At 64.4% G+C, this 13,019-nt stretch carries 13 protein-coding genes; 5 read left to right on the top strand and 8 right to left on the bottom strand.

The features are described from left to right. Nucleotide 1 precedes the first annotated feature (1 nt). Nucleotides 2-349, top strand: a complete 348-nt coding sequence (gene arsC / locus JHD67_RS02880; protein WP_199097099.1) for an arsenate reductase (glutaredoxin) — start codon at nt 2-4, stop codon at nt 347-349. A gap of 87 nt (nt 350-436) precedes the next feature. On the opposite strand, the gene JHD67_RS02875 is transcribed toward arsC, so the two are convergent. From JHD67_RS02875 to JHD67_RS02865, 3 genes are read right to left on the bottom strand one after another with little or no spacing between them, the layout of a single operon-like run. Further along, nucleotides 437-1,237 carry an amidohydrolase gene (locus JHD67_RS02875; RefSeq protein WP_199097097.1) on the bottom strand — a complete coding sequence of 267 codons (801 nt, stop codon included), beginning with the start codon at nt 1,235-1,237 and terminating at the stop codon, nt 437-439. After that, nucleotides 1,225-2,370, bottom strand: coding sequence for a pyridoxal phosphate-dependent aminotransferase (locus JHD67_RS02870; protein WP_199097095.1), 1,146 nt, complete (start codon nt 2,368-2,370; stop codon nt 1,225-1,227). Before JHD67_RS02870 ends, JHD67_RS02875 begins: the two co-directional genes overlap by 13 nt. 60 nt (nt 2,371-2,430) lie before the next feature. Continuing rightward, the gene (locus JHD67_RS02865; protein WP_199097093.1) at nt 2,431-3,384 is read right to left on the bottom strand and encodes a LysR substrate-binding domain-containing protein; all 954 of its coding nucleotides are present in this window, start codon (nt 3,382-3,384) and stop codon (nt 2,431-2,433) included. Between the two features lie 114 nt (nt 3,385-3,498). Here JHD67_RS02865 and JHD67_RS02860 point away from each other — a divergent pair, with 114 nt between their 5' ends. Then, the gene (locus JHD67_RS02860; RefSeq protein WP_199097091.1) at nt 3,499-4,083 is read left to right on the top strand and encodes an FMN-dependent NADH-azoreductase; all 585 of its coding nucleotides are present in this window, start codon (nt 3,499-3,501) and stop codon (nt 4,081-4,083) included. Between the two features lie 33 nt (nt 4,084-4,116). Here the strand turns inward: JHD67_RS02860 and JHD67_RS02855 are convergent, their stop codons facing one another. Both JHD67_RS02855 and JHD67_RS02850 read right to left on the bottom strand, forming a co-directional pair. After that, on the bottom strand, nt 4,117-5,808 hold the full coding sequence (locus JHD67_RS02855) for an amidohydrolase (RefSeq protein WP_199097089.1): 1,692 nt from the start codon (nt 5,806-5,808) through the stop codon (nt 4,117-4,119). A gap of 112 nt (nt 5,809-5,920) precedes the next feature. Continuing rightward, nucleotides 5,921-6,157, bottom strand: coding sequence for a hypothetical protein (locus tag JHD67_RS02850; protein ID WP_199097087.1), 237 nt, complete (start codon nt 6,155-6,157; stop codon nt 5,921-5,923). 346 nt (nt 6,158-6,503) lie between these two features. On the opposite strand from JHD67_RS02850, the gene JHD67_RS02845 reads away from it, so the two are divergent. Continuing rightward, on the top strand, nt 6,504-6,749 hold the full coding sequence (locus JHD67_RS02845) for a hypothetical protein (protein WP_199097086.1): 246 nt from the start codon (nt 6,504-6,506) through the stop codon (nt 6,747-6,749). An 18-nt stretch (nt 6,750-6,767) separates the two neighbouring features. Here JHD67_RS02845 and recJ read toward each other — a convergent pair whose 3' ends face one another. Genes recJ through JHD67_RS02830 form a run of 3 tightly spaced genes read right to left on the bottom strand, consistent with a single transcriptional unit; the run spans nt 6,768 to nt 11,319 of the window. After that, complete coding sequence (recJ, locus tag JHD67_RS02840; RefSeq protein WP_199097084.1) at nt 6,768-8,483, bottom strand: single-stranded-DNA-specific exonuclease RecJ; 1,716 nt, start codon at nt 8,481-8,483, stop codon at nt 6,768-6,770. Further along, a complete protein-coding gene (locus JHD67_RS02835; protein WP_199097082.1) occupies nt 8,480-9,400 on the bottom strand; it encodes a phosphoglycerate mutase in 921 nt (306 codons plus the stop codon). The genes recJ and JHD67_RS02835 overlap by 4 nt, the downstream gene beginning before the upstream one ends. An 8-nt stretch (nt 9,401-9,408) precedes the next feature. Next, on the bottom strand, nt 9,409-11,319 hold the full coding sequence (locus JHD67_RS02830; protein WP_199097080.1) for an ATP-binding cassette domain-containing protein: 1,911 nt from the start codon (nt 11,317-11,319) through the stop codon (nt 9,409-9,411). 200 nt (nt 11,320-11,519) lie between these two features. Between JHD67_RS02830 and JHD67_RS02825 the strand changes: the two genes are divergently transcribed. Together JHD67_RS02825 and JHD67_RS02820 are read left to right on the top strand one after the other, a co-directional pair. Further along, entirely contained in the window at nt 11,520-11,828 is a 309-nt protein-coding gene (locus tag JHD67_RS02825; protein WP_199097304.1) for a hypothetical protein, read from the top strand. Between the two features lie 151 nt (nt 11,829-11,979). Further along, nucleotides 11,980-13,017 (top strand): agmatine deiminase family protein, encoded by a 1,038-nt coding sequence (locus tag JHD67_RS02820; protein ID WP_199097078.1) that lies wholly within the window; start codon nt 11,980-11,982, stop codon nt 13,015-13,017. Nucleotides 13,018-13,019: the final 2 nt, after the last annotated feature.

The raw sequence follows: 13,019 nt of genomic DNA, 5'->3' as shown, positions 1-13,019 counted from the left end.
GATGACACCGCGCATCTATCACAACGCCCGCTGCTCCAAGTCGCGCGCCACGCTCGCGCTGCTGGAAGAGCGCGGGCTGACGTGCGAGGTCATCCATTACCTCGATACGCCACCCAGCGCTGCCGAACTTGCCGACCTGCTCGGCAAGCTCGGCATGACGCCGCGTGAGCTGATCCGCAAGGGCGAGGCGGAATACACCGAACTGGGGCTCGATGACCCGTCGCTGGATGACACCAGCCTGCTGCAGGCCATGGCCAGTCATCCACGCCTGATCGAACGACCCATCGTGGTGGCCAACGGCAAGGCGGCCATCGGCCGCCCGCCTGAAGCGGTGCTGGCGATACTCTGAGCTTGCGCCGACAGCGGCGAGCAACCAGTCAACCAGAAAAAGGGGCGATCGACGCCCCTTTTTCTTTTCGCATCTATGCCTCCACGCTCAGACGTCGAGCGTGAATGTGTCCGCATCCATCCATGCAGGAAAGCGCTCGCGATGCGCGAGCAACGGCGCGGGGTCCAGCGTTACCGTCACCACCTGCTCCTGCGGCCCCAACTCCACCAGCGGCTCACCGATGGGATCGAGCACGGCACTGTCGCCCGCATAAGGCAGATCATTGCCGTCCACGCCCACGCGATTGAGGCCCACGACGTAGCTGAGATTTTCAATGGCACGTGCGCGCAGCAAGGTGCGCCAAGGCTGACGTCGCGGCGCCGGCCAGTTCGCAACGAACAAGGCCAGGTCATATTCCATCCCGCCTGTCGCGGATTCGCGGCGACCGTTGCGCAGCCACACCGGAAAACGCAGGTCATAGCAAACCTGCGGCAGGATGCGCCACCCCTTCAACTCCACGATCAGGCGCTCGCTGCCGCCGCCGTAACGCGTGTGCTCGCCGGCCATGCGAAACAGATGACGCTTGTCGTACTGCGCGTAGGTTCCATCAGGGCGCGCCCAGATAAGACGGTTGTAGACCTTGTCATCCTCGCGAATGGCCAGGCTGCCGCACAGCACTGCGCCCACCTCTTCCGCCAGCGCGCGCATCCAGGCCACACCCTCGCCATCCATCGTCTCGGCGCTGGCCCGCGTATCGTTGCTGAAGCCCGAGAGGAAGGTTTCCGGCAGCACCACCAAATCGGTCTGTCCTGCCGTGCGGCGCACCAACTCGCCGTAGTATTCGCGGTTGGCCGGGGCATCGTGCCAACGCGTCGCGCCCTGGACGAGGCTGAGGGTTAGAGCTTGCATAGACGCTCCGCGGCCGCCTCCATGGTGGCATCGCTCTTGGCGAAGCACAGGCGCAGCAAATGCGTGCCCGGCGCCTTATCGTAAAACGGAGTAAGCGGAATCGCTGCCACGCCGCCCTCCTTTACCAGCCATTCGCAGAAGGACACATCGTCCTTATCGCTGATGGCCGAGTAATCGACCAACTGGAAGTAGCCGCCCGGCACGTCGAGCAACTTCAAGCGCGACGGCTTAATGAGCTCGCGGAAACGATCGCGCTTGACCTGGTAGAACGCCGGCAGCTCAAGGTAGTGCTGCGGCGTGCTCGCCATGAACTCGGCAAAAGCGACCTGCGCGGGATGGAACGTGCAGAACGTGAGGTATTGATGCACCTTGCGAAATTCCGCACTCAACGCCTTGGGCGCCACCGCATAGCCCAGCTTCCAGCCGGTGCAGTGATAGGTTTTGCCAAAGGAGGACACCACAAAACTGCGCGCTGCGAGCTCAGCATGGCGAAGCACACTCTGGTGCTGCTCGCCGTCATACACGATGTGCTCGTACACCTCGTCCGACAGCACCACGATTTCCGTATCGCGAACGATCGCGGCCAATTCGTCCAGGTCGGCCGCGGAAAGCACGGCGCCGGTTGGATTGTGCGGACTGTTGATAAGGATCATGCGCGTCTTGGGCGTGACTGCATCGCGCACGCGCTGCCAATCGACGGCGAAGGTCGGCGCCTGCAGAGGAATATGCACCGCACGCGCGCCCTGCAACTCGATGGCCGGCTCATAGCTGTCATAGGCCGGGTCGAACACGATCACTTCATCGCCCGCGCGCACCACGGCGGCAATGGCCGCAAACAGCGCCTCAGTAGCGCCTGAGGTGACGGTGACCTCGGCATCGGCGCTCAGGCGATGGCCGTACAGGCGCTCCGTCTTCAGCGCGATCTGCTCGCGCAGGCCCGGCAAGCCGATGCCCGGCGCATACTGGTTGCGCCCCTCGGCCATGGCGCGAGTGATCGCGTCGCGCAGCGGCTGCGGCGGCTCGAAGTCCGGAAAGCCCTGCCCCAGGTTCACTGCCTTGTGCTCCAGCGCCAACTGACTCATGACGCTGAAGATGGTGGTGCCTACTTTCGGAAGCTTGGTGTCGATCTGCATGATCCGGATGTCTAAAAGGCCAAACTGGGATGCTAGCACGAGGCTTTGACTGGGCTACGACTAAACGTATTTACTGCACTCGGCATGCTTTTCCCGCACGGTATCGGGCAGCCGCTCCGCCAGGAAGTCCACAAAGGCGCGAACGCCAGGCAGCAAGCCTCGACGGCTGGGGTAAACGAAATGCATGGTGCCCTGCGGCACGCTCCACTCGGGCAGCACCACCTCCAGCTCGCCGCGCCCCACCGCCGGACCACAGACGAACTCCGGCAGCATGGCCACGCCGACACCTCGCTTGGCACACTCCAGCAGCGCGGCAAAATCCCCGCAGATCAGGCGCGGCTGGATGTCCACCACCACGCGCTCACCCTGGGCGTCCAGTAGCTCCCAGCTCTGCGCTCCCTCGTGCTCGTTCATCGTGAGCGCCGGCAGGTTGGACAGGTCGCCCGGCACCTTGGGGTAGCCGTAGTGCTTGAGCAGTGCCGGGCTCGCCACCGGCAAAACGCGTGACTGACCAAAGGTACGCATGACCAGGGTGGCATCCGTATCGAGCTTGCTGCGCACGCGAATGGCCACGTCAAAGCCCTCGCCGATCACATCCACACGGCGATCCGTCGCCTGCAGGCGCACCTGCATTTTCGGATGTTGCGCCAGGAAATCGGGCAGCACGTGACCCACCACGGTCTGCACCAGGGAAACCGGGCAACTCACCCGCACGACGCCCCGCGGCTCCGAACGCACCTCTTCCACCGCCTCCTGGGCGGCACGCGCCTCCTCCAACACAGCGCGGCAGTGACCGTAGAAGCGCTCGCCCACCTCGGTCACGACGAAACGACGGGTGGTTCGCTGCAGCAGACGCACTCCCAGCCGCTCTTCCAACTGGGCAATGCGCTTGCTCAGGCGCGACTTCGGAATGCCCAGCGCGCGGCCGGCCGATGAGAAGCCGCCGTGCTCCACCACCGCAGCGAAGAAATACAGGTCATTCAGATCCTGCAGGGCGCCTTCCAGTACCGTCATCGCCGTTTCCCTGTGAGAACAATACGTTCAAGTTTACCCGACTTATCAGGCGATTGTCCGATGGCTAACTTAGCCCTGTCGCCGGACGACCGGCCCGTTACCTGAGGAAATACCATGAAACTGCTGCATCTCGACGCTAGCGCCCTGGGTGGCCACTCGGTCTCGCGCGGCCTGACCGCGGCCATCGTGGCCGAACTGACGCACAACCAGCCGGCTGCCGAAGTGATTTACCACGATCTGGTCGCCAACCCGATCCCGCACTGGACTCCGGTGGCCGATGCCAGCGACCCCGCGGCGGTGCTCGGCAGCCAGATGCTGGAGGAGTTCCTGGCCGCTGACGTGGTAGTGATCGGCGCCCCCATGTACAACTTCTCGATCCCCAGCCAGCTCAAGGCCTGGATCGATCGCATCGCCGTCGCCGGCAAGTCGTTCCGCTACACCGCCAATGGCCCGGAAGGCCTGGCGGGCGGCAAGCGAGTGATCATTGCCTCCGCGCGTGGCGGCATTTACAGCGAAGGCAGCGCCGCCGCCCCGATGGATTTCCAGGAAACCTACCTGCGTGCGGTATTTGGCTTCCTGGGCGTGACGGACCTTGAGTTCGTACGCGCCGAGGGCGTGGCCATCAGCGAGGACAACAAGGCCGAATCGCTGAAGTCCGCCCACAGCAATATTGGCGTAGTGGCTCGCAAGGCCGCGTAATACCCGCACCACCGTCCCCGCAAACGCCACGCATTACTGCGTGGCGTTTGTCTTTGGGGCGCCCGCCTGGTCGGCGCGATAGACCGCCTTGCCATCCACCCATGTACTGAGTGGCTTGAGACCGGCGATGTCGCGTGGCGCCACGGTCATCACGTCGCCATCCAGCAGCACGAAGTCGGCCCGCATGCCGGGCTTGAGCACGCCGACCTCGTTTTCCATGAAGGCCGCGTACGCGGCACCACGCGTAAAGCCCGCCAGCGCCTGCAGGCGACTCACCCGCTGGTCCGGCAACCACCCGCCCGGGGGCTGCCCCTTGAGGTCCTGCCGCGTTACCGCCGCATAGACACCCAGCATGGGGTTGACCTGCTCCACCGGGAAATCCGAACCGAAGGCGAGCGGCACCTTTTCGTGGAGAAACCGCTGCCACGCATACGCACCCTTGAGGCGCTCCACACCCAGGCGCTGCTCGGCCCAGGGCATGTCGGACGTGGCATGCGTGGGCTGCATCGAAGCAATCAAATGCAGCGTGGCGAAGCGAGGAATATCGTCCAGCGCCAGGATCTGCGCATGCTCGACGCGCCAGCGGTGATCGCTCGCGGCACCATCGCCCAGCACGGCCTGATACGTATCGAGCACCATCCGGTTGCCACGATCACCGATGGCATGGGTGGCCACCTGCACGTGGCAGCGACGGGCCTTCTCCACGGCGCTGCGATAGGCGTCCGGGGAAGTTACCAGGATGCCCCTGTTGCCATGATCGTCGCTGTAGTCGGACAGCAAGGCCGCGCCGCGACTACCCAGGGCGCCATCCATATAGAGCTTCACGGTGCGCATTTGCAGGCGTCCGCCCGCGTCTGCCCAATGACCACCTTGCGTGCACAGCCAGTCCAGCGCTTCATGATTGCCGTCGGCCATCTCATACAGGCGCAACGGAATTTCGCCTGCCGCAGCCATCTCCTGCAACACTTTGAAGTCCCCCAGGCTCACGCCCGGATCGTGCACACCGGTAAGCCCCGACGACACGGCGTCTTCGAAGGCCGCCTTGTAGGCTTCACGCGTTTGCTCGTGCGTCAACGGCGGAATGGCCTCGGCCACGAGGCCCATGGCGCCATCCACCAGCACACCACTGGCCCGACTGCCCACGCGCAGAATGCGTCCACCTTCGGGCTGCCACTCGCCGTCCAGCGGCTTGGTCGCATGCTTCATGGCCGCGGAGTTCATCCAGGATGCATGCCCATCGATACGCTCCAAGTACACCGGGCGATCGGGAAACGCCGCATCCAGGTCGGCGGCCGTCGGAAACTGCTTGCCTGCCCAGCGGTTCTGATCCCAGCCACGACCGATCAACCAGGCGCCTTTCGGCAGCTTGGCCGCGCCCGCCTTCAGGCGCGCCAGAATGTCCGCCTTCGACGTTGTGCCAACCAGATCGACCTGCACGTGCGTCATGCCCAGACCCAGCATGTGGCCATGGGCATCGATCAGACCCGGAATTACCGTGGCGCCGCGTGCATCCACCTTGGTCGCATCCGGGTAGCGCTTCTGTAGATCGACGGCACTGCCCACGGCCAGCAGGCGACCGTCCTCTTTCCAGGCCAACGCGGTGGCCTCTGGCTGCGCCGGGTCCATGGTGTGAATGTGGGCATTGATCAGCAGCGTGGTCGCCTGAAGCGGCAGCGCGGCCAGCGCAAGCAAGGCCAAAGCGGAGCGACGGAACGGCAAGCGCATGGACAGATCCTTACTGGAAAGTCCCACGACTTTGCCTAGCCAAAGCTCATCCGACAAGCCACGCCGGTCGACCGCCACGCATTCACGCACACGGATGCAGCGATACGAGCGGCTACGCCGCCTTCTCCAGGGGCAACGCATAACGTGCGTAGTGCGCCAAGCGAATGGATGAACCGGTACCAGGCATCTCCACCCTCACCACACGCCCCGAGCGAAAGTGCTCGTCACGAGCCACCTCCCGCGCCAGCCGGATGGCGGCCGACAACTGCAAGCCATGAAAGAGCGAAGCCTCGGCGCGGCACAGACTCCAAAGACCATCGACGGACTGCTTGAGCGAATAGGTGACCATGTTGCCAACCCTGTTCTAGAAGAGAGCCCCGCCACCCCTGAATCGTGTGAGCGATCAACTCGTCACGCTGTCCTCACGGGACCGATCAAGGGTGCACTCAGTCTGGTTGAGGAGCCTATCAGCCCCTCACCTAGCAATGCGTAGGGTTTGGACTACTTTGGTCACGGCACCCGCAAAACAGGCGTGCATGGCCCACGACTGTTTCATCACTGATACACATGATCTTGGCGTTCGTGAATGGCGCGCCGCGCAAAGCCTGAATCGCACCTTGCCCCAGCCGCTCTATCACCATCGATTAATCGGAGGGCCTTCACTGTCGGAAGCCCATGTAACGGAGTGGTGACCGATGACATCGATGGAAGCGAACAATGCGACTGAAACCATGCTGCGCGCCTTTGATGACCTGCTCGAACTGTATCGACTGCTCGAACTGGAGAACGAACTATTGCGCGGGCAGTTGCGGCGCCATACGGCTGGCGAACTGCAAATACGCGAGGCCGAGCGGCACATGCTCGACGCCAATGGCTTCAGCCGCCAGGAGCGTCGCGAGCGCCTTTGCGCATTGATGGCCCAACGCGACGCGGCGACATGATCGACGCACGCACCAGGCTTACGGCTCGATCATGTGCCGCAGCAACAGGCGCACGCTTTCACGACCCTGCCAGTCGTTGATCACTACCTCATAGACGGCGCGAAATACCGTGGGCGGCGACGTGCCATCGTAGGCGTTGAACATCACCGCGTCATGGACCGAGCCATCACGCGGATCCCGCAGACTCAGCCGCAAGTGACGCTCGCCCATGACACGCCAGCTGGCACATTCGAACAGGTTGTCGAATACCGGCTCGGGAAACGCCTGCCCCCACGGCCCCGCCGCGCGCAACTGATGCGCAAGCTCCAGCGTGGCGGCGCCGGGCGGCAGTTCGCCATCGGTGAGCTGCACGGCCTGCAGGGCATCCTGGTCCAGCCACTCGCGCGCGAGTGCATCAAACGCCGCAGCGAAGCGTGGGTAGTCGTCGCTGCGCAGACTCAAGCCCGCCGCCATGGCATGGCCACCAAAGCGCTGGATAAGGCCTGGATGACGCGCATCGATCATGGCCAGCGCATCACGGATATGAAAACCCGCAATGGAGCGCGCCGAGCCGCGCAACTCATCCGGTGCATCGTCGCTGGCCGGCGCAAAGGCAATCACCGGGCGATGCAGACGCTCTTTCAGTTTGGAGGCGACCAAGCCCACCACACCTGCGTGCCAGCTGGGCTCGAACAGCGCCACACCCACGGCATCGGTATCGGCGGCACGAGTCACCATCACTTCCGCCTCGGCCACCATGGCGTCCTGAAGCTCGCGCCGCTCCTTGTTGATGGAACTGAGCAGCTCAGCATAACGACGCGCCTGCGCCGGCTCGTCACTGAGCAGGCACTCCACGCCGATGCGCATGTCTTCCAGCCGGCCGGCCGCATTAAGCCGCGGACCGACGGCATAACCGAGATCACTGGCACATAAGGTAAGCAGGCTACGCTGGCTCGCCTCGACCAAGGCACTGACGCCCGCGCAACCCTGGCCGCTACGAAGCCGGCGCAAGCCTGCCTCTACCAGCACGCGATTGTTGAAATCCAGTGGTACCAGATCCGCTACCGTGCCCACCGCCACCAAGTCCAGCAGCACCGACAGATCCGGCTCGCTACCCGGTGCAAACACGCCTTGCTCGCGCAGCGCGGCACGCAGCGCCAGCAGCAGATAGAACATCACTCCGACGCCTGCCAACGCCTTGCTGGGAAAGTCCTCGCCAGCGAGGTTGGGATTGACCATTGCATCGGCATCCGGCAATTGCTCGCCGGGCAGATGGTGATCCGTCACGATGACGCGGATACCGCGCTCACGTGCCGCCGCCACGCCCGCGATGCTGGCCACACCGTTATCGACCGTAACGATGAGCTGCGGCACGGGCGTCAACGACTCGACCAGGGCGGGACTCAAGCCATAGCCATGAATGAAGCGATTGGGTACCGCGTAATCCACGCGACGCGCGCCCAGCAAGCGCAAACCGCGCACCGCCACCGCGGTTCCGGTGGCGCCGTCGCAGTCGTAGTCGCCCGCGATCACGATGGACCAATCGCCCTGGATCGCCTCGATCAGCAGCGCCACTGCTTCCTTCATGCCACCCAGTTGATGCGGGGACAGCAAGCGTGCCAAGCGATACTCGGCCTGCTCCGGCGACAACACGCCACGCGCGGCATAAACCTGCTGCAGTACCGGATGCACCGACGCGGACCAGCCAACCGGCGCACCGTGGGGTGCGCGACGACGCAGATGCAGCGGCTTCATCGTGGCATCCGTCGCCAGAACCGCCAGCGATGCGTCGGCCGGTAATCCCAGCGCTCGCCACTGGCAAAACTCCATCGCACCGGCTGCTTGGACAGCAGCGCCTGCAGCACGGGCCACCACTGCTGCGTGATGTCCTCCACCGCCAGATCTTGCATATCGATCAGCCAACCCGCCTGCGCGGCTCCCACGCTGGCTGTGCTGCGTGACTGCACAGGAATACCGGCGCGACGCGCCAGGGCGCCGAGCACCACGTCATCGCCCACGACACCCTTTACGGCAGTGCGCACCACCTGGGGTAAGCGCCCGCCGCCCCACAACCACAGGCTATTGATCGGCGGGGCACCGCGCTCACGCCGTTCGGCGTTGAGCGGGTGCTGATGCAGCATCACCTGCACCTCGTTGAGCAACGCTCGCCAGCGGCGGCCATCCGCCCCCTGCGGCAGATGCTCGTAAAGATCCTCGCCCATCGCTTGCTCGGGTGATGCGAAATCCGGCACCGGCGACTCGATCGGTAACCGTACATGCCAGTGATCGGGCGAGGACACTTCCAGGATCATGCCGGCGTCGCCGAACACCGGCTTCAGCGGCTTGGCCAGCGCCTGAGCCTCTTCCATGCTGAGCTGCATCTGCCCGCAGGCGAGCAGGCGCGCGCCATTGAGATCGGGCTGCACCCAAGCCGGGTCGGCGCTCAGCCAGTTGGCGCCCTCGGCATCACCCGCCATCAGCTCGCGCGTCAGCGCCGCCACGGGCAGCCCCCCGGGTACGACAAAGCGCTCCGCCAAACCGCCGAGATAACCCTTGGCACCGGTCGGCAAGGCATCGGCCTTGTACAGCAGCGCGCGCAAGGGATGGTCGGACGCAAAGCGCGGCAGATCGGGCAGCCACACTTCCAGGATCGGGTTTGGCTGCGCCTGCATCGTCTGCCTCATGCCTCAAGTTGTTCGTAGAGTTCCAGCCACTCCGCTTCCAGCGTTTCCTTTTCCTTGCGCAGCTCGGTCTGCCGCTGCCCGAGGCGCATCATCTCCGCGGTGGATCCGTTATAGGTGGCCGGGTCGGCCAGCTTGGTCTCAAGCTGGCCCAACTCCCCCTCGATGGTCGCCACGCGCGTCTCGATCTTCTTGACGCGCTGGCGTGCCGCCTTGCCTTCCTCACGCTGAGCAGCCGCACGGCGACGGCGATCCTGTGCCGACTCGTTGCTTTGCTCCGGTTTGGCTTCGGCGACTTCTTTGTTGGCTTTTTTGTTGGTGGCGCCACGACTGCGCAACCAACGCGCATAGTCGTCAAGGTCACCATCGAACCCTTCGGCCACGCCATCAGCCACGCGCCAGAAACTATCGCAGACCAAGCCAAGCAAGTGGCGATCGTGCGAGACCAGCACCAGTGCGCCATCGAACTCGGCCAGCGCATCGGCCAGCGCTTCGCGCATATCCAGATCAAGATGGTTCGTGGGCTCATCGAGCAACAGCAAGTTCGGCTTGTCCCAGGCGATCAGCGCCAAGGCCAGGCGGGCGCGCTCGCCACCGGAGAAACCGTCGACCGACTCGAACGCGCGATCGCCCGCAAAATTCCAGTTACCGAGAAAATCGCGCAAGGCCTGGGCACCCACACCCGGCGCCTTGTCTTGCAGATGATCGAAGGGCGACGCGCCCTCGCGCAGGCTCTCCACGGTGTGCTGGGCGAAGTAGCCGATCTTGAGGTCCTTGTGCGCCTTGCGCTCGCCCGACAACGGCGCCAGCTCGCCCACCAGGGTTTTGACCAGGGTGGACTTACCCGCGCCATTGGGACCCAGCAGGCCAATGCGCTCGCCAGCCTCCAGGCGAAACCGCACATCGTGCAGGATGGTTGCGGCGGCACCGCCGTGCTCACCCGGATAACCGGCGGCCAACTCTTCCAACTGCAACATGGAATCGGGCAGTCGATCGGGCACGGCAAAGGTGAAGCGGAAGGGACGCTCCAGACGCACGGCCTCGGTGCCAGCCAGCTTTTCCAGGCGTTTGACGCGCGATTGCGCCTGTTTCGCCTTGCTCGCCTTGGCCTTGAAGCGGTCGACGAAGGATTGCAGGTGCGCGCGCTCAGCCTGCTCGCGTTCATGCGCGATCTGCTGCTGGCGCAGCTGCTCGGCGCGCAAGCGTTCAAACGCACTGTAGTTGCCGGTATAGAGCTTGGCGCCGCCGTCATTGAGATGCAGCGTGTGCGTAATCACACCATCGAGGAATTCGCGATCGTGCGAAATCACCAGCAACGTGCCCTGATAGCGCCGCAGCCACTCTTCCAGCCACAGCACGGCATCGAGATCCAAGTGGTTGGTGGGCTCGTCGAGCAGCAGCAGTTCCGAGGGCGCCATCAGTGCGCGCGCGAGATTCAGGCGCACGCGCCAACCGCCAGAGAACTCCTTGACCGGCGTTTCATGCGTTTCGGGCGCAAAACCCAGTCCATGCAACAGGCGACCGGCACGAGCTCGCGCGTCGTAGCCGTTCAACTCCTCGATGCGGTGATGAGCCATCGCCATGGCCTCGGTATCGCCACGCGCCTGCGCGTCCAGCTCATCGCGCAAGGCCAGCGACAACTCCTGGTCGCCACCCATCACGTATTCGATGGCCGGATCGGGTAGCGACGGCGTTTCCTGCGCTACCGAGGCCATGCGCAGTTTGCTGGGCAACTCCAGATCGCCGGCATCGGCTTCGACATGGCCCTGCAGCGCGGCGAACAGGCTGGATTTGCCGCAACCGTTGCGGCCAATCACACCCAGCCGCCACCCACTCTGGATCACCAGATCCACATCGGAGAGCAGCAGCCGGCTACCACGGCGCAAGGCGAAATGACGAAAGGAAATCATAGGGAGAGCTTATCCGTACCGGGCGTCCTGCCGCCCGCAGCCGCCCATCATACCGGGCTTGAATGCCCACCCCATCGCATTCGCCGCAAATTCGCGTGGATTAGCCCCTTTAGTTCTGCTACAACGGCGCGGCAACGCCTTGCGCGGAGAGGGGACCCGTGAACACCTACGGCATCAGCAAGTTCGGCATCGGCCTGGCCATGATCGTGGCGCTGGCCGCCATTGGCGCGCCCGTGGCCGCCCGGGCAGACAGTCTGCTCGTCAATCGCGTACAGCAGGAAAAGGGCATGGACCTGCCCGCTCGCGGCATGAGCATGGATCAGGTGGAGAAGAGATACGGCGCACCGCAGCGCAAGCTCACCCCGCGCGGCGGCGATAGCGCCAAGCATCCGGTGATCAATCGCTGGGACTACGCCAATTTCATCGTGTATTTCGAAAACAGCCACGTGATTCACGCGGTGCTCAATACACCGGCAGGCAACAACACCAATCCGGCCGCGGTCAACTGAGCCGCTGAGACCATCGCCGGCGCGGCCCGTGGCAACGCGGGCCGCGCTTGTGTTTTGGGCGACCTGACGTCACTTCGACTACACTTCGCCCCCTCGCGGCCTTGCCTTCGGCAAGCGGCCGCTGTTCCCGTTTGCCAGAGAAATACCCGCCATGACTGACGCCAACCTGCGCCTGCCGGCCGAATGGGAGCCGCAATCGGCCGTCCTGATCGCCTGGCCCCATGCCGATACCGATTGGGCCGACCGCCTCGCCGAGGTGGAAACCACCTATGTCGCCCTCGCCGCTGCCGCCACCCGTTTCCAGCCGCTGATCATCGTGGTGGCCAGCAACGCGCTGCGCTTGCGCGCGCAGGCCTTGTTGACCGGTGAAGGCGTCGATTTGTCGCAGGTGCGTTTCGTCGAGCTGCCCTATGACGATACCTGGCTGCGCGACTCCGGCCCGATCACCCTGAAGGCAGGCGAAGGCCAGTTCCAGCTCACCGATTTCCGCTTCACCGGCTGGGGCGGCAAGTTCGGCGCCGAGCAGGATGACGCCCTGATTGCCGGACTGGTCAACGAAGGCGTGTTCGGCCAAGCCGCACACAAGCGCGTGGACTGGGCATTGGAAGGTGGCGGCATCGAAAGCGACGGCGTGGGCACCGTGCTCACCACCTGGCGCTGCCTTACCCAGCGCCATCCGGAACAGTCGCGCGAGGAAATGACCGCCATCCTGAGCGACAGCCTGCATGCCAAGCGCGTGCTGTGGCTGGATTATGGCTACCTGGAAGGCGACGATACCGACGCCCATATCGACACGTTGGCGCGCTTCGCTCCGGGCGATCGCATCGTCTACCAGGCCTGCGATGACCACACCGATCCGCACTACGACGAGCTCAAGCGCATGGGCGAGGAACTCGCCGCGCTGCGCACGCCGGATGGCCGTCCGTACCAGCTCTACCCGTTGCCCTGGGCGCGCCCGATTCTCGACGAAGGTCGCCGCCTGGCGGCTTCCTACGCCAACTACCTGATCGTCAACGGCGCCGTGCTGGTGCCCGCCTATGGCGACGTGGCCGACGATGAAGCGGCGCGCATCATCCGCGAGGCTCATCCCGGCCGCGAGGTGGTGCAAGTGCCTTGCCGCCCCCTGATCTGGCAGAACGGCAGCCTGCATTGCATCACCATGCAGCTTCCGGCGGGCCTGATCGACTGAGT

The organism is Dyella sp. ASV21, from assembly GCF_016428975.1.
In the GTDB taxonomy this organism is placed as follows: Bacteria; Pseudomonadota; Gammaproteobacteria; order Xanthomonadales; family Rhodanobacteraceae; genus Dyella.
This window is presented reverse-complemented; position numbering and strand designations above follow the sequence as displayed.